Source organism: Streptomyces sp. NPDC031121, assembly GCF_055570615.1.
The window spans coordinates 11,297-26,935 of the sequence record NZ_JBVIGV010000011.1; the positions used below are offsets into that span (position 1 = coordinate 11,297).

The 15,639-nt window shown below is 74.3% G+C and carries 14 protein-coding genes; 7 read left to right on the forward strand and 7 right to left on the reverse strand.

Annotated elements, in window-relative coordinates:
* A partial coding sequence (locus ACZ462_RS21280; RefSeq protein WP_467802916.1) for a tetratricopeptide repeat protein occupies positions 1 to 743 on the forward strand: 743 nt, incomplete at its 5' end.
* Positions 744 to 1,013: 270 nt separating this feature from the next.
* On the opposite strand, the gene ACZ462_RS21285 is transcribed toward ACZ462_RS21280, so the two are convergent.
* Positions 1,014 to 2,231: an MFS transporter gene (locus ACZ462_RS21285; RefSeq protein ID WP_467802918.1), complete on the reverse strand. Its 1,218-nt coding sequence runs from the start codon at positions 2,229 to 2,231 to the stop codon at positions 1,014 to 1,016.
* Between the two features lie 5 nt (positions 2,232 to 2,236).
* On the reverse strand, positions 2,237 to 3,586 hold the full coding sequence (locus tag ACZ462_RS21290; RefSeq protein ID WP_467802920.1) for a preATP grasp domain-containing protein: 1,350 nt from the start codon (positions 3,584 to 3,586) through the stop codon (positions 2,237 to 2,239).
* Positions 3,587 to 3,797: 211 nt separating this feature from the next.
* Between ACZ462_RS21290 and ACZ462_RS21295 the strand changes: the two genes are divergently transcribed.
* Positions 3,798 to 4,961: an NAD(P)-dependent malic enzyme gene (locus tag ACZ462_RS21295; protein ID WP_467802921.1), complete on the forward strand. Its 1,164-nt coding sequence runs from the start codon at positions 3,798 to 3,800 to the stop codon at positions 4,959 to 4,961.
* A gap of 101 nt (positions 4,962 to 5,062) precedes the next feature.
* Entirely contained in the window at positions 5,063 to 7,519 is a 2,457-nt protein-coding gene (locus ACZ462_RS21300; RefSeq protein ID WP_467802923.1) for a LuxR C-terminal-related transcriptional regulator, read from the forward strand.
* 100 nt (positions 7,520 to 7,619) lie between these two features.
* On the opposite strand, the gene ACZ462_RS21305 is transcribed toward ACZ462_RS21300, so the two are convergent.
* Together ACZ462_RS21305 and ACZ462_RS21310 are read right to left on the reverse strand one after the other, a co-directional pair.
* Positions 7,620 to 8,294, reverse strand: a complete 675-nt coding sequence (locus ACZ462_RS21305) for a response regulator (RefSeq protein ID WP_467802924.1) — start codon at positions 8,292 to 8,294, stop codon at positions 7,620 to 7,622.
* Positions 8,291 to 9,550 carry a sensor histidine kinase gene (locus ACZ462_RS21310; RefSeq protein WP_467802926.1) on the reverse strand — a complete coding sequence of 420 codons (1,260 nt, stop codon included), beginning with the start codon at positions 9,548 to 9,550 and terminating at the stop codon, positions 8,291 to 8,293. Before ACZ462_RS21310 ends, ACZ462_RS21305 begins: the two co-directional genes overlap by 4 nt.
* Before the next feature lie 182 nt (positions 9,551 to 9,732).
* Here ACZ462_RS21310 and ACZ462_RS21315 point away from each other — a divergent pair, with 182 nt between their 5' ends.
* Complete coding sequence (locus tag ACZ462_RS21315) at positions 9,733 to 10,362, forward strand: hypothetical protein (RefSeq protein ID WP_467802927.1); 630 nt, start codon at positions 9,733 to 9,735, stop codon at positions 10,360 to 10,362.
* Positions 10,363 to 10,764: 402 nt separating this feature from the next.
* Here the strand turns inward: ACZ462_RS21315 and ACZ462_RS21320 are convergent, their stop codons facing one another.
* On the reverse strand, positions 10,765 to 11,289 hold the full coding sequence (locus ACZ462_RS21320) for an SRPBCC family protein (protein ID WP_467802928.1): 525 nt from the start codon (positions 11,287 to 11,289) through the stop codon (positions 10,765 to 10,767).
* Positions 11,290 to 11,353: 64 nt separating this feature from the next.
* Here ACZ462_RS21320 and ACZ462_RS21325 point away from each other — a divergent pair, with 64 nt between their 5' ends.
* The 3 genes from ACZ462_RS21325 to ACZ462_RS21335 all read left to right on the forward strand — a co-directional run bounded on the left by ACZ462_RS21325 (position 11,354) and on the right by ACZ462_RS21335 (position 13,399).
* Positions 11,354 to 12,028 carry a TetR/AcrR family transcriptional regulator gene (locus tag ACZ462_RS21325; RefSeq protein ID WP_467802929.1) on the forward strand — a complete coding sequence of 225 codons (675 nt, stop codon included), beginning with the start codon at positions 11,354 to 11,356 and terminating at the stop codon, positions 12,026 to 12,028.
* Between the two features lie 472 nt (positions 12,029 to 12,500).
* Positions 12,501 to 13,028: a TetR/AcrR family transcriptional regulator gene (locus tag ACZ462_RS21330; RefSeq protein WP_467802931.1), complete on the forward strand. Its 528-nt coding sequence runs from the start codon at positions 12,501 to 12,503 to the stop codon at positions 13,026 to 13,028.
* Positions 13,025 to 13,399 (forward strand): hypothetical protein, encoded by a 375-nt coding sequence (locus ACZ462_RS21335; RefSeq protein ID WP_467802933.1) that lies wholly within the window; start codon positions 13,025 to 13,027, stop codon positions 13,397 to 13,399. Before ACZ462_RS21330 ends, ACZ462_RS21335 begins: the two co-directional genes overlap by 4 nt.
* A 263-nt stretch (positions 13,400 to 13,662) precedes the next feature.
* Here ACZ462_RS21335 and ACZ462_RS21340 read toward each other — a convergent pair whose 3' ends face one another.
* Together ACZ462_RS21340 and ACZ462_RS21345 are read right to left on the reverse strand one after the other, a co-directional pair.
* Positions 13,663 to 14,007 carry a DUF1330 domain-containing protein gene (locus ACZ462_RS21340; RefSeq protein ID WP_467802935.1) on the reverse strand — a complete coding sequence of 115 codons (345 nt, stop codon included), beginning with the start codon at positions 14,005 to 14,007 and terminating at the stop codon, positions 13,663 to 13,665.
* Positions 14,008 to 14,269: 262 nt separating this feature from the next.
* A complete protein-coding gene (locus ACZ462_RS21345) occupies positions 14,270 to 15,589 on the reverse strand; it encodes a serine/threonine-protein kinase (RefSeq protein ID WP_467802936.1) in 1,320 nt (439 codons plus the stop codon).
* Between the last annotated feature and the right edge of the window lie 50 nt (positions 15,590 to 15,639).

A 15,639-nucleotide genomic window follows, 5' to 3' on the forward strand; every position in this document is an offset into this window, starting at 1 on the left:
AGGTCCGGGTCCTCGGCCCCCACCACCCCGACACCCTCACCACCCGAAACAACCTCGCCTCCTGCAGAGGGGAGGCGGGGGACGCAGCCGGAGCGGCACAGGCCTTCGCCGAGCTCCTCGCCGACCAGGTCCGGGTCCTCGGCCCCCACCACCCCGACACCCTCACCACCCGAAACAACCTCGCCTCCTGCAGAGGGGAGGCGGGGGACGCAGCCGGAGCGGCGCAAGCCTTCGCCGAGCTCCTCGCCGACCAGGTCCGGGTCCTCGGGCCCGACCACCCCAGAACGCTCAACACCCGGAACAACCTCGCCTCCTGGAGAGGGGAGGCGGGGGACGCGGCCGAAGCGGCACAGGCCTTCACGGACGTGTTGGCCGACCAGGTGCGGGTGCTGGGCCCCGACCACCCCGACACCCTCACCACCCGGAACAACCTCGCCTCCTGGAGAGGGGAGGCGGGGGACGCGGCCGGAGCGGCACAGGCCTTCGCCGAGCTCTTGGCCGACCAGGTCCGGGTCCTCGGCCCCAACCACCCCGACACCCTTGCCACCCGTAACAACCTCGCCTACTGGAGAGGGGAGGCGGGGGACGCGGCCGGAGCGGCACAGGCCTTCGCCGAGCTCTTGGCCGACCAGGTGCAGGCCCTCGGGCCCGACCACCCCAGAACCGTCAACACCCGAAACAACCTCGCCCACTGGCAGGAGCGGGAGGGGGATGTGGCGAGGGCGACGGATGGTCGCCCGTGAAGGGGCCGGATCGCTTCTTGCATCCGCTGCGCTACCCACCCGGCTTGCCGGTAGCTCGCTGCCGGTCCCACGGTGCCCACTCCGCATCCGGCGTTGAGGAGGTCAAGGATCTTCTGCCTGGCGGGCGGCGCTCGAGCGTACGGATCGACGGGGCAGCCGCGATGCCCGGGGCCGGCTGCGCCTTCATGACCCTGACCCGTGGTGGCCCGGCTTCCGCTGGGCACCGCCTGGACGGTGTGGGCCGCGGCGCCGGGTCGCAGTGGCGGTGTCCTACACGGGTGCGTCCTGTCCTGCCCCGAGGGGGCGCCCCACCCGGGCGGGCCTGCGCTCGGCCAGAGCGCTCACCGCGGTGATCACCACGGCGACCACGACCCCGCCCAGGATGGCGGTGGACGCGTCGGCCACCTGCAGGACCACCGCCGACAGCGAGGCCGTCAGGCTGTATCCGGCGCCCTGGACCGCGTACATCATCGAATACCCGGCGGCGTGGGCGTGTTCGGGCAGGCGGTCGCGCAGGCTGAGGCTGCGCGACACCATCACCCCTGACTGGAGCACCCCCGCCGCCGCGAGGGCGACCGCGATCCCGGGGAGGCCCGGCAGCACCGTCACGAGGGCGACGCAGCCCGCCGTCGCGGCGAGCAGCACCAGGCTCTGCACCCGTACCGAGCCGGGCCAGGTGCGCGACCCGTAGCAGAACGCCCCGAGTGCGCTGGCCAGCGCGAACCCGGCGAGCAGGATCCCCGACCAGCCGAGGGCGATGCCGCGGTCCTCCAGCAGGGCGGGCAGGACCAGTTCGGCGGTGGCCAGCATCGCCATCGCGGCTGCGCTCGTCAGGTAGACCGGCCAGCCCTCCAGCAGGGTGCGCGTCATCGGGCGGCCGGTGTGCTCCTTCCCGGGCGCGGCGGCCGCGGGCTCCGGCAGCAGCAGGAGCAGGGGGCACGCTGCTGCGGCGAGCACCGCGGCCAGGACCAGCGGCGCCCCGGGGAAGACCTGCAGGGCGAGGAGCACCACGACGGCCGGGGCGGCCGCCCAGGTGATCTGGGTGAGTACGGCCTCGGCGCTGAGCGCGCGCGGTACGGACTCCTCCGGGACCAGGCGGGTCAGCAGGGACCGGACTCCGCCGGGGCAGGCTGCCGGGGCTCCGCCCGCGAGGAACGCGAGGGCGAGCCGGACGGGGGCGGGGGCGTCTCCGGCCAGCGGCAGCGCGGCGAAGGCGGCGGCTCCCACCAGCAGTCCCGCGCTCAGCTCCCGGCGCATCGGCCTGCGCGCGAGGCGGGCGCCGAGCAGCGGCGCGCACACCACCTCCCCCAGGACGTAGGCGGAGGCCAGCGTGGCGCCGAGCGCGTAGCCCCCCGGATTCCCGCGGCTGAAGAAGACCAGCGCCAGGGGGGCCATGGCCACGGGGGCCTTGCCGGCCAGGGCGGCCAGCGACCAGAGCAGCACGTCCCGGGTCAGGAGAGCCCGGTAGCCGGACCGTTCGGCGGCCATGGCGCTCAGCCCTCCGCGCCCAGGCCGGCGAACAGTCGGGCCACCCGCTCTTCGAGCTCCTCGGCGTGCGCCAGGGTCTCCCCGACCACGCAGTACTCGCCGAAGCCGCCGCTCGGGCTGTTGTCGTCCACGGTGATCAGTACGCCGGTACGGGTGGCCGGGTCGTAGCCGAGTCCGGACTCCTCCAGCGAGCGCACCGTCTGCGCGAAGGGCGGGAAGGTGCAGCGCCGGAGCTCGACGAGCACCCGGTCGGTGAAGTAGTCGCCGCCGACGACGCGTTCGCCGATCCGGTGGATGTGCGTGGACCCGCCGGTGCGGCAGTTGAACTCGTTGACGAGGATGTCCCGATCAGGGGTGACGATGGCGTCCACGCTGACGATGCCCCGGTAGCCCATGGCGTGCAGCGGCTCGCACAGCCGGGCCGCCGCCTCCAGGAAGCCGGTGAAGTCCACCGCGTCGGCCGAGGCGGAGGGGGCGGGCACGATCAGCCCGTTGAGGACGGGCTTCATGCGCATCTCGCCGTGCCCGGTGAACTCCACTCCGTGCTCCTCCACGCGCAGTTCCGCGTAGACCGGCACCGATGCGGGGACGTAGTGCTCGATGACGACGCTGCCCCGGCCCCCGTCGGTCAGCCACGGCCAGCGGTCGGTCAGGTACTTCTCCAGCTCCTCGCGGTCGGCGGCGACCACGGTCCGCTGCGCGCCGAGGGGATCCACCCCGGCGACCGGGCTGACGATCTCGTTGCCGAAGCCGGCCACGTGGAAGTCCTGCTTGAGGATGGCGGGCAGTCCGCGGGACAGGAACCGCTCCCACAGGAACCGGGCCGCGTCCTCCTGGGCGGTGAAGACCCCGCCTTCCGGCACGGGGGCGCCGACGCCTCCGGCGATGGCCCGGAAAGTGGCCTTGCTGTTGAGGAGGCGGCCGCCGCTCTGGTCGAGGAAGCCGAAGCCGGCCGTGACGCCGTCCAGGCCGAGGGCGCGCACCAGGACGGCCACCGAGCTGTCGAAGTGGAACGGCAGGACCTGGTCGACGCCGTGGGCGGCGACCGCCTCGCGCAGCTCCGCCACGAACGCCTCCCCGCACAGCCGGTCGCGGGAGAGGACGCCCTCGCCGTACCGCCCCGGCGGGGGCACGAGCACACGTACCGCATCCCGGTCGATGCCCAGCTTCCCGGTCACATGGCGCAGGAACTCCTCGTCCGGGGCCGTCGGCAGGACGAGGACGTCCCCCTCGCTCAGGCACCAGGCCATCCGCTGGGCCTGGTTGCCGACGTAGCGGCGGTATTCCGGCGTGAGCGAGTCGAGGTCTCCGACCATTTCCTCGGTGCGCTGGTTGCTGATGATCAGGGTTGCCATGGTGGGATCTCTTGTTTCCTCGGGGGATGTCGACGGGAAGGCGCGGGGTGAAAGGGCCCGCGGGGCCGGGCCGTACGGGGTCCGGGCCCTCACCATGCTGGTGTCGGCGCCGTTCGGCGGCCACTACCCGACCGTGTAGGAAGGGGGCCGGGGGCAGGACTACCCGGGTGAGTAGTCCCCCTTGCGCGGTCCGCTGCCTAGCCTTTTCCGCATGATCACTACGACGGAGAAGCCCGTTACTGATGCCGAGATATTCGCCGCCCACACCGGCGGAAAACTGGCCGTGGAGGTCACCACCGCATTCGGCGACGCGCGGTCCCTTTCCCTCGCCTACACCCCGGGCGTGGCCAGGATGAGCGAGGCGATCGCGACGGATGCCGCGCTCGCCGCCCGCTATACGTGGGCCGGGCGCCTCGTGGCCGTGGTCACCGACGGCACGGCCGTACTCGGCCTCGGCGATGTCGGCCCGCTCGCGGCAATGCCGGTGATGGAGGGCAAGGCGGCGGCGCTCAAGAAGTTCGCCGGTCTCAACGCCATCCCCCTCGTGCTGTCCACGACGGACGTGGACGAGATCGTGGACACCGTGGTCAGGCTGCGCCACTCGTTCGGGGCGGTCAGCCTGGAGGACATCGCGGCGCCCCGCTGCTTCGAGGTGGAGGCGCGGCTTACCGAGGCGCTGGACTGCCCGGTGATGCACGACGACCAGCACGGCACCGCCATCGCCGTACTCGCCGCCCTGCGGGGGGCAGCCACGGTCCTGGGGCGGCCCTTGCACACCCGCCGGGTGGTGGTGTACGGAGCCGGGGCCGCGGGTGTGGCCTGCGCCCGGATCCTGCTGAGCGCGGGAGTCGCGGATGTCACCGTGCTCGACTCCCGGGGCATCCTCGTCCCCGGCCGGGCGGGCATGAACCCGGTCAAGGCGGAGCTGGCGGCGGTGACCAATCCCCGGCGGCTGCGCGGCGGCCCGGCCGAGGCGCTGCGCGGAGCCGACGTGTTCGTCGGCGTGTCGGGGGCGCGTGTCGCGCCCGAGTGGATCGCCTCCATGGCCCCGGATCCGGTGGTCCTCGCGCTGTCCAGCCCCGAACCGGAGATCCACCCGCATCTGGCGGCCCGTCACGCCGCGGTGGTCGCGACCGGCGGCAGCGACCACCCCAACCAGGTCATCAACACCCTCGCCTCGCCGGGCATCTACCTCGGCGCGCTGGACGCCGGAGCCACCCGCATCACCGAGCGCATGAAGCTCGCCGCCGCCGAGGCGATCGCCGCGGTCGCCGCGCCCGACTTGGCCGCGGACCGGATCGTCCCGCACTCCCTGGACCCGCGGGTGACGCCGGCCGTCGCCGCCGCGGTCCGCGCCGCGGCCCAGGGGAGTTGATACTTCCGGCCGCACGACCTGACGTTCTCCGTCTCCGCCGTGGTGCAATACCGGTCGGTCGACCGGAAGGCGGTGGGCCGGGGTGCTCAGGGAGAGAACGTATGTCTGCGTTGACGGCCCTTTACGGACGTGAGAGGGAACTCCGGCGGCTGGGCGGCTTCCTGGACAGAGCGGCGCACGGGCACCCCGAACTCCTCGTGGTCGGAGGGCAGGCCGGCGTCGGCAAGAGCCGGCTCCTGCTCGACGCGGCGCACCGCGCACGCCGTCGGGGGTTCGCCGTCCACCAGCACCACGCGTCGGAGCTGCGCGGCGGTGCCGGTGCCGTCCTGCGCGAGGCGGTGGGGTCGGCCGGCCCGCCGCCGCTGATCGTCGTCGACGATGCGGAGCCGGGATCCGCCGAAACCCTGTTCGACCTCATCCGCTCCACAGGCCCGGCGGCCCGGCCCCCGGTCCCCGTCCTGCTGGCGCGCAGTGCGGGCACCGGGGGTCTCGACCCGGCGGCGGAAACCTCCTGGGAGGGCGCCGGCAGGCCGCCGGCCGCCGGTCTGGAGCTGGCGCCGCTGGAGGAGGATGCGGTGCGCGAACTCGTCGCCGACCTCCTCGACGTGGCGCCCCAGCCGGCTCTGCTGGACGTGGCGGCCTGCGCCGGCGGCAATCCGAGGCTGATCGTCGAACTGCTGGAGGGCCTGCGTGAGGAGGGCCGGATCGGCCCCGACGGGGAGCTGGTGCGGCTGACACCGGGCCGGCTGCCGTCCCGGGTCCAGGCGGCGGTGGCCGGCCTGCTGCGCCAGCTGTCCCGGGAGTCCGCCCAGCTCCTGCGGGTCGGTACCGTGCTGGGCCGCACGTTCCAGCTCTCCCAGGCCGCCGCCATGCTGGGCACCGGTACGGCGGCCCTGCTTCCCGCCCTCGACGAAACCCTCACCGCGGGAGTCCTGCGGCTCACCGACGAAGGAGTCACCTTCCGGCAGCCGCTGCTGTGGCGTGCCGTGTTCGAGGCGATACCGCCCAGCGTGCGCTCCGCCCTGCACGAGGAGGCGCGCCGGCTCGCGCCGGGGCACGACCTCCCCGCCCGTGACCTCGCCTCGCTCGGCCGTCAGGGCGCCGCGCGGGCCAGGCCGGGGAGCGCGGCGGACGACGGGGCGGGGGTGACGGGCGCCCTGGCGACGCTGCTGGGCTCGGGGTACGTCGAGTCCGCGCTGCTGCTGGCCCGCAGCGCGCTGAACGGGCCGCTGCCCCGCAGCGAGGTGACCGCGCTGCGCCGAGTGGTCCTGGACCTGGTGATGGTGGGTGCGGGCGGGGCCCCGGGCGGCTTCGGCCCGGTCGGCGCGGAGCAGGCCCTGGCGGCGATCGACCGCCTCCACGACGGCGGTCCCGAGGCCCGCCGCGCCGCGGCGACCGCCCTGGCCGGACTGCGGTGGAGCGAGGGCAGGGCGAGCGAGGCGCTGCGCTCGGGCGCGGCGGCGGTCGAGCAGCCCGTCACCCCCGACACCGCCGCCGAGCGCGCGTACCCGCGGGTGGCGCAGGCCCGGCGGCTGATCTGCGCGGGTGAGCCGGACGCCGCCCGCGCGCTGATCGCCCGCGTCCTCGCGGACACGCCCGCCGGTCCCCTCGCCGTCTTCCGGCCCGCGGCCGATCTCGTACGGGCCGAGGCCCACGCCCGTGCCGGGGAGTCCGCCGAGGCCGAACACGCCGCACGCACCGCTCTCGACGCCTTGGAGACGGCCGCCGACGGGGGGCCGGCGACGCTTCTGGCATGGGCCCGGTCCACCCTGTGCCGGGTGGCGCTTCGCCGCGGTGACGCCGCAGGTGCCGCGGCGCAGCTCGCGCGGCTGCGGGAGTTCGGGCCGGAGGTGACGGAGCTGGCACCCGTACCGGCCGCGTGGCTGGAACTCATGGTGGCGCACGCGCAGGGCGAACACCTGGCCGCGACAGCTCTGCTGACCGGTCCCGGGCGGCACCTGCCGTCGCTGCGCCCGCTCCACCTGGCCGAACCGGGTGCAGCCGCCTGGTTCGTCCGCTTCTCCCGTACGGCCGGGAACCCGGAGCCGGGCCAGGCCGCCCTGCGTACCGCCGAACTCCTGGCCGCGGCCGACCCCGACGCCTCCTCCTTGCGGACGGCGGCCCTGCACGCCCGGGCCCTGTTCGAATGCGACCCGGACGGTCTGACCCGGGCCGCCGCCGAGCACACCGACGCCTGGGCCGGGGCATGCGCGGCCTCGGACCTGCGGACGCTGCTCGGGGCGCGCGGCACGTCCGCCGCGGGGCGCGGCCGGTCGTGGCTGGTGAGGGAGCACGCCGGCCGCTATGCCGTGGTCGACACCTCCCCCGAGCCGGCCCGTGCGGACGCGGCGGTGGCCGGCTGGGACGAACTCGGCGGAACCGAGCGCACGATCGCCGCGCTCGTTGCAGACGGCCTGACCAACGGCGAGGTGGCCAGCGCGGTGCATCTCTCCCCGCACACCGTGAACTACTACCTGCGCAGGATCTACGCGAAGCTGGGTATCCACTCACGCGTCGAACTGGCCAGGCTCGCCCTGTCCGCACACCGGACGGCATGACGCTGATCCGGGAACCGCCTCGCGGGATGGCAGGATGTCCGCCACCTCCACGTCCGCCTCGTCCCGCGCGGCAGGCGAGCCGCGGCTTCGGCCCGACGGGTCACGGTTCCGGGGTGGCCAGGCCTGTTTTCCAGGCCCAGGCTGCGATGCCGACCCGGTTGACGGTCTTGAGCTTGGCCTGGATGTTGGCGATGTGGGTTTTGGCGGTGCCCGGGGAGATGAAGAGATCGGCGGCTATCCGGGCGTTGGTGTGGCCGCGGGCTATCAGGCGGACGATTTCGCGTTCGCGGTCGGTCAGCGGATCCGGCTCGGGGGCCCGGGCCGGCGGTGGCGCCGGTTCTGTGAGGCGGCGCAGGAGGCGGACGGTGATCTGGGGGCTGATGAGTGCGTCACCCTCCATGGCCGCCCGGACCGCCTCGATCAGCAGCGCGGGCCCGGAGCGCTTGAGCAGGAAGCCGCCGGCGCCGTGGTGGAGGGCGGTGTGCACGTAGTCGTCCAGGTCGAAGGTGGTCACCACGATGACCCGGGTGGAGTGCGGGGCCTGCGGGCCGGCGAGGCGGCGGGTGAGCTCCAGGCCGTCAAGGCGCGGCATGCGGATGTCGGCCAGGACGACGTCCGGGCGCAGGCTGCGGGCGAGGTCGTAGGCCGTGACTCCGTCGGCGGCTTCGCCGACCACGGTCATGTCGGGCTGTGAGTCCAGGACGAGCCGGAATCCGCTGCGGACGTCGTCCTGGTCGTCGGCGATCAGGATGCGGGTCGGGGGTGTGCCGTTCACGAGGGTCCCTTCGTCCGGAAGGGGGCGTCCGCCGGTGCGGGTGCCCCGGGCAGTACGGCGACGAGCCGCCAGCCGCCTTCGGGGCGGCGGCCGTGGGAGAGGGTGCCGCCCGCGGCGTGTACGCGTTCGCGGATGCCGGCCAGGCCGCGTCCGCCGTGGCCGTCACCCGCCCGCCGCAGGGGCATACGCCCGGCCGGCGGTCCGCCGCCGTCGTCGGCCACCTCGACCCGGAGCGCCCGATCGCCGCCGGCGGTGCGGGCCGGGGTGAGGGTGATGTCGACGCGCGAGGCGCCGGGGGCGTGGCGGCGGACGTTGGTGAGGGCTTCGACGACCACCCGGTAGGCGGTCGAGCCGGCGGCCCGTGAGAGGCCGGTCGTGGCACCGGGCGCCACGTGCAGGCGGGCTGCCGGGGCGGGTGCCGTGGAGGAGAACCGCTCGACGAGGGCGGCCAGGCCGTCCGCGCCGGGCAGCGCCTCGACGCTGCCGGCCCGGGCGTCGCCGCCGTCCGCTTCATGGAGCGTCTTCACCATCCGGTCCATCGACGCCAGCGCGCTGTGGCCGGCCGCCTCGATGCGCTCCAGGGCTCTCAGGGCCTGCCCGGGGTCCGACTCGGCCACGAAGCGGGCGGCCTGGGCCTGCGCGACGATGCCGCTGACGTCGTGGGCGACGAAGTCGTGGAGGTCGCGGGCGAGTTCGAGCTGCTGGGTGCGGCGGGTCTCCGCGACCAGGCGCTGCCTGCGGTGTTCCATCAGCCGCGGATAGCCGCCGGCGGCGGCCGCGCCGAGGACGGGCAGGGACCAGAACGCCGCCGCGCCGGCGAGCGTCAGCATCGAGGGGTCCGGGAGCAGCGGCAGCGTCCACGCCGCCACCGCCGCGCCCGCCGGCAGGGCCGCCCCGGCCGCGTACCGCGAGGGGGCCCAGCGGACCGCGATGACGAGGAGCACCAGCAGGACGGCGGCTTCCCCGAGCCGGGCCCACGCTGCCTCGGGGGCGGCGGGCGGGGCCGCGAAGGCGGTGGTGGCCAGGGACAGGGCGGCGGCGAGCGACAGGGCCGGGGCGAGGCGCGTGCGCGAGCGGGGCCAGCAGAGGGCCGTCCACAGCAGCACCGTCGCGGCGGCGATCGCGGACGGCGCCCCGTAGGACTGCGGCGTGCCACCGTGTACGGCGCAGAGGGCGGCGAGCGCCGTACCCCCCGTCATGAGCGCGGCCGCGGTCAGGACGGCGTCCCGGCGCCCGTACTCCGTTGGTTTCCCCATTCGTTGATCTTAGGGGTGCATGCCGGCCGGCTCCCTCTGCCGAACGGGAGAGGGGGACGGCCCGCCGGGGCGGGGGATCCGCTGATCGGCAGATGGTCCGGGTGCGGCCCGTGCGGCGAGGGTGGAGCCCGTCGTCGAGACCACGGCCGCCGACGCGGCGGCCCACCACCCAAGGAGCTCCCATGCCCGGCATCCTCTCCACCCCCCGCCGCCGGTCCGCCGTCGTGGCGCTGGCCGCCACGGCGGTCCTCGCCGCCCTGGGCGGGCCGTCCTCAGCCGCCGGGAGCGGGCAGGGCAGCCCGGCCAGGGTCGGTGGCAAGGGGCGGATCTTCTACGCGTACGCCCCCGACGACGAGATCCGCTTCACCGTCGACGCCACCGCGGCGCCCTTCAGCCGCCCGCTCGACGGGCTGCCGGCGGGCATGCCCACCGACGCCCGCGGGACGGTCGCCATCTCGCACCGGGTGGCCCGGACGCAGGAGATCCGGACGGCGGAGGCCGCTGTGGACTGCCTGGTCACGGCAGGTGACACCGCGACGCTCACCGCTGTGGTCACCAAGTCCGCCGACCCGGCGGACATCGGCACCCGCTACGGGATCAGCGTCAGGAGCGGGGGGCCGGGCCGCGGCCGGCTCGGCTTCAGCTGGGGCGTCGGGAACCTGGACGTCGTCGACGGCAAGCCGGTCGCGCCCAAGGTCGGGACGTGCATGGCGCCCGCTCCCTTCGCCCCGGTCCGTTCGGGCGGCTTCACGGTGGCGCACCGGGAGCTGCCGCCGCTGCCCGCCGGAGCGCAGGCCGGCACGGCCCGGTGACGGGCGGACGCCCGGGGACTCGGCGTCACAGGCCGGCCTCGGCCCGCTCTCGGAGCGCCGTCCAGCCTGCGCCTCGCCTGCACGGCGGCGGACGTGCTGCTGTGCCCGGAGGCCGCCAACCCTCCGCCATCGATGATCAGAGGGGTCACCGCGGCTGGCCCGTGTGACGGCGCGGATGAAGACGCCTTGGCCGCCGACCTGGGCCAGGGGTCCAATCCAGTGGGCGGCCGAGCCCGTGGTCCTCCGTCAGGCGGCGGCGCCGATCCGCTCCGCGAACCGGCGGATGCCCGGCGGGCAAGGAGGAGAACCAGCGGGCGGCGGTCACATACCAAGCCCAACACCAACCTGACCAAGCACCACTAGCAGCGGAGACGAGGGGGCGGGCGCAGCCGGTACCGCTTCTCAGTTGTGGGGGGTGGGTTTGTCGCTGCGGCGGAGGGCGCGGGAGGCCAGGGCGTGGAGGAAGCGGACGTAGGGCGACCAGCGGGCGGGGCGGGAGACCGTTCCGGTGCAGGCGAGTTCGGCTCGGTCGAAAGCGTCCTCCATGCAGGCGTCGTGCATCGGGCGGAAGACCAGGGGCCAGGTGATCCGGGCCTGGCCGCGGGGGGACATGGTCAGAGTGTGGTGCAGGCGCGTGTGGTCCGGGCCGGCGGGCAGGACAGCCAGTTCGTGGAAGCCGTGGAAACCGCTGGGGCCGGTGAACTCGAAGCGGATCCACTGCCCCGGCACGTATCCGGCCACGGTGTACCGGACCGGTCCGTGGCCGCCCACGGCGCCCGGTTCCAGCGGGCGGTCGAACTCCATCGGTGACCAGTGGCGGCCGGGCCAGAGCCGGTCGCCTTCCCCGCTGGCCAGCGTGTCGATGAGTGCGCCCACCTCGCCGGTGTGTGCGGCCAGCAGGCGCTCGTGGACGTTGTAGACACCCATGCCGTCTCCCCGTGCATCTTATTGGAGGCATACCTCTAATAATTTGGAGGGTACCCTCTGTTTCATGGCGAGACCACCCCGCTTCGACACAGGGCAGTTCCTCGACGCCGCCGTCCACCTCGCCGCCGCCGGCGGACCGGCCGGCGTGACCATGTCGGCCGTCGCCCAGGCCGTCGGGGCGCCGAGCGGTTCCGTCTACCACCGCTTCACCGGCCGCACGGCTCTGCTCGCGGAGGTGTGGCTGCGTACCGTCGAGCGCTTCCAGGCGAGCTACACCGACGTGCTCGGCAGCCAGGAGGACCCCCGCTTGGCGGCGCAGGCGGCGTCCCGGCACGTGATCGCCTGGAGCCGCCACCACCCCGAGGAGGCCGCCCTGCTCCTCTACGGCGCCGCCGACTTCGACCGCGCCCAGTGGTCGCCGGAGCACACCGCACGCGCCGATGCCGGCAACCGCCGGACACTCACCGCGGTCCACGGCCTCGGCGAGGCCCTGGGCGCCACCGGCGAACAGGCGCGGGAGCGCATCATGCTCGCCCTGATCGACCTCCCGCTGTCCATCGTCCGCCGCCACCTCCGCGCGGGTATGGAACTTCCCCCGTACGCGGAAGCCCTCGCCGAGCAGTGCACCGCAGCGCTCCTTCCACCGGGCTCCGCTCCGGCGGCCCCCGCGACCGGTGATACCCCAGCCGGCGACATCGGTCCGGAAGAACAGCGCGGCGGCGACCGGGACCGCGTCTGAAGACTGCGTGCCGGAGCACGCCTGCCCACAGACCGCCGCCGGCTCCCGCATCAGCTGCGGCAAAAACCGCACCGCGCGCGGAACTGCGGCCTCCCGCCCCTCGCCGCCGCGCGCTGGGCAAGGGCAGGACGGCTTCGAAGGCCCCGTCCGCCGCTGCCGACCGCGGACCGGCCGCGCTGCTCATCTGCGGTCGTGTCGACGCGGCGCTCGTGCCGGGTGCGTTCCTCCGCGCTGACCGGCACCCCGGTCATCCTCAACGCCCTGCCCGGCGAGCACAGCGCCCCACCGAACATGCCCGCGGCATGTGGCAGCGCGCTCGCTCCCTCGCACCGCACATGAGCATGCCCTGCGAACCGGACTCGCACCTGGCCGATATTCCATACGAGTCGACCCGTATGGAATAGTGGGGAGCATGATTTCTTCCCCTGCGGGGCGAGGGCGCCCCAGAGACCAGCGATCCGGTGCAGCGATCATGAAGGCGGCCGGCGAACTGCTCATGGAGAACGGCTACGCGGGGCTGTCCATCGGCGCCGTCGCCGCGCGAGCGGGCGTCGGAAAGGACACCGTCTACCGCCGCTGGTCCGGCAAGCCGGAACTGGTCTACGAGGCCGTCTTCACCACCGCCGACACCGCGGACGTACCGGACACCGGGACCTTGGCGGACGATCTGGCGGCCGTGGTCCAGTCGCTGATCGAGGAGTTCTCCGCGCCGCCGGCCGCAGCGGCCCTGCCGGGACTGCTCGCGGACTTCGCCGCCGCACCGGAACTGCGCGCGACGATCCGCTCCCGATTCCTCCGGCCGGCCAAGGAACGGCTCGTCGTCGTGTTCGACCGGGCCGAGCAGCGCGGCGAGACTGGCGAAGACCTGCCGGTCGATCTCGTACTGGACACCCTGGCCGGGGCGGTCTTCTTCCATCTGGGGCTCATCGGCGAACGCCCCGGACCGGATCTGGCCCGGCGTATCGCCCAAGTGATCGCCAAGGGAATCGAGGCCCGGTGAACGGCTGGCTGCTTACCGCTGGAGGCATCGCGGCGGCGACCACGCTCATCCACGCCGCCGCCGGCGGCCGCTCGGTCGTCCGCCCGCTCCTGGGCAGCGAGCTGGCCGCCGAACCCAAGCGGACCCTGCACGTCGTTTGGCACATGGTCACCGCCGACCTGCTGATCAGCTCGATCGCGCTGCTCGCACTCGCCTTCGCGGCCGCGCCCAGCACGGCGCTCGTGGTCTTCATCGCGGCCCACTACCTCGCCTACGCGGCGGTGTTCCTGGCCGTCACACTGGCCGCCGACTGGCCACGGCCGCTCCTGCAGCTCCCCCAGTGGATGCTGCTGCTGCCGGTCGCCGGCCTCGCCCTCATCGGCACCGGCTGAACCGGCGCCTCCACCTGCCGGATTGCGGACGCCCCACGCGCTTGGCGCCCGGCCGCGTCCTCGCGGCCGCGGTCGGGCGTGAGCGCGCACGGCCGGTGGCTGGGCCGCAAGCGCGAGCCCGCCCTCCCAGCCGGCCGAAGACGCTGCGTCTGATTCTCGGCGAGGAGGCGGGCGTCCGAGGTCCGGTGCCGCCGCGCCGCAGGAGGAGCGGTGGCGGGGGTAACCGTCGGGGGCCGCGATCACGAAGGTGACCCCCTTGCCCGTCAGAGGCCGGCCTCGGCGCGCAGGCGGGCGGCCGTCTTCGTCGCGTCGTAGTCGGCCGGGACGCCCTCGACCAGGACGGCCTCGCCCGCCATGTGGTTCGTGCGCAGCGGGAGGATGGCCTGGTAGGCGTCGGAGGCGTACCAGGCGCGGGCCCGTTCGATGTCGGGGAAGCCGATGACGACGACGGTGCCGGGGAAGGGGCCTTCCAGGACCTCGACCTGCTGGCCGTGCACGAGGAAGCGGCCGCCGAAGGGGTCCATGGTCGACTGGACGGCCTCGATGTAGGCGAGGATGTCCTCGTTCATCGTCTCGGGGCGGAGGTGGGCGATGGCGTAGGCGTTCATGGTCTGCTCCCCTGTCGGCTGTCGGCTGTCGGCGGCAACCGGTCCGCCGGTGCGGACCGTTGGTCCGATCCTGTCAGCGGGCGGCCCCAGTGGCGATTACCCCGGAGGTCATGCCGGAGCGGCGGGCTGGAAGGTGCGGCGGCAGGCGGTCAGAGAGACGTTGACCTGGGACCAGGGCTCGGAGATGGGCGCCCACGGCTCGTTCACGGTCGCCGCCGCCGTCCCGGGCTGCTGACGGCTCTCGCCGCTCGTGGCCCGTGCCTCAGGCCGTTTCGTACTCGCCCTGGATCCGCATGTGCGCGCCGGCTGCCCAGGTGTAGGGGATCCGGCCCGGGGGCACCCAGCCGCCGTCCTTCGGGCGGCATGCGAAGACCGTGGCGACGCTGCCGCCCTGCGCGATGACGGGAGTGAGTCCCTTCCATGTGCCGCGGGTGCCGTCGCGGTAGCGACCGGTGCCCTGCCAGCCCCACTCGGCGCTGCCGACTCCCGCCGCCGCGAGCGGCAAGGACGCCTTGACGTCGCCGGAGCCGAGCTTGCTTCCGGGGCCCCAGGTCAGCTCGGCGACGTACAGGACGGTGTCGCCGATCCGTGCGTACCGGCCGCCCGGGACGGACGAGCCGAGGGCGGCCAGACCCGACCAGGCCGGCGTGTACGGCGTCCAGGTCAGGCCGTCGGCCCGTCGGTAGGTGTCCCAGCCGGTGCCGTTCCAGCGCAGCAGATCGCTGCCGTCTCCGTGGTACCGGCCGCTGTGAGGGTCTGCGGCTGCGGCCAGGGAGAGGGCTTGCTTCACGGTCGGCCGGTCTCCGGGCCTCTTCGCGAGCAGGGCGGTGATCAGCGACGCCAGCGCGGTGTCGCCGCCTTGCAGTGGTGGCGGATCGTGCAGTGCCACCGCCGCGAACGAGGCGGTCGGGGTGTCGCGCCGGAAGGGCGAGGTGCCCTCCACCGCCTCGTACAGGGTGGCGCCCAGCGAGAAGAGATCGCCGGCACCCTGGTCCTCGCCCCCGTTGAGCCTCTCCGGGGCCATGTACTCGGCCGAGCCGACGACCCCGCCGGTCGCGGTGAGTCTCGCGTCGGCCAGGTGGACGGCGATCCCGAAGTCGGTGAGCAGCACGTCCCCGTCCCGGGTCAGCATGACGTTCGCCGGCTTGAGGTCACGGTGCACGATCCCCGCCGTGTGGGCCGCCTCCAGGGCTTTGAGCAGTGCGGTGGCCACCATGGCCACGCGCGGCGCCGGCATCCTGCCCTCCACCCGCAGGTACTCGCTCAGGGAACACCCTTCCACGAGGCGCATCACGATCCAGGGAGTGCCTTCCTCGACCACCACGTCGTGGACGGCGACGATGTGCGGCTTGTCGCGCAGCTTCGCCGCGTTGCGGGCCTCTCGTGCTGCACGGGCCAGCCGTTCCTCCCGTTCGTGCTCCGAGCCGGCCTGCTGCGGCAGCCAGACCTGCTTGACGGCCACCCCCACGTCCAGGACCTCGTCGTGCGCCCTCCACACCCGTCCGAACCCTCCGGAACCCAGGAGACCGACGAGCCGGTAGCGCCCGCCGATCGCCCGGCCCGGCTGGGCCTGCTCCGTCAACTTCGCCCGTCCTTCCGTGGGTTCCGTTCCGGTCCCGCGTAGGGCGGCCG

Coding starts and splice junctions, on each gene's coding strand:
- ACZ462_RS21290 (WP_467802920.1), bottom strand. CDS start 3,586: ATGGCAACCCTGATCATCAGCAACCAGCGCACCGAGGAAATGGTCGGA.
- ACZ462_RS21285 (WP_467802918.1), bottom strand. CDS start 2,231: ATGGCCGCCGAACGGTCCGGCTACCGGGCTCTCCTGACCCGGGACGTG.
- ACZ462_RS21295 (WP_467802921.1), top strand. CDS start 3,798: ATGATCACTACGACGGAGAAGCCCGTTACTGATGCCGAGATATTCGCC.
- ACZ462_RS21340 (WP_467802935.1), bottom strand. CDS start 14,007: ATGAACGCCTACGCCATCGCCCACCTCCGCCCCGAGACGATGAACGAG.
- ACZ462_RS21325 (WP_467802929.1), top strand. CDS start 11,354: ATGGCGAGACCACCCCGCTTCGACACAGGGCAGTTCCTCGACGCCGCC.
- ACZ462_RS21300 (WP_467802923.1), top strand. CDS start 5,063: ATGTCTGCGTTGACGGCCCTTTACGGACGTGAGAGGGAACTCCGGCGG.
- ACZ462_RS21315 (WP_467802927.1), top strand. CDS start 9,733: ATGCCCGGCATCCTCTCCACCCCCCGCCGCCGGTCCGCCGTCGTGGCG.
- ACZ462_RS21330 (WP_467802931.1), top strand. CDS start 12,501: ATGAAGGCGGCCGGCGAACTGCTCATGGAGAACGGCTACGCGGGGCTG.
- ACZ462_RS21320 (WP_467802928.1), bottom strand. CDS start 11,289: ATGGGTGTCTACAACGTCCACGAGCGCCTGCTGGCCGCACACACCGGC.
- ACZ462_RS21310 (WP_467802926.1), bottom strand. CDS start 9,550: ATGGGGAAACCAACGGAGTACGGGCGCCGGGACGCCGTCCTGACCGCG.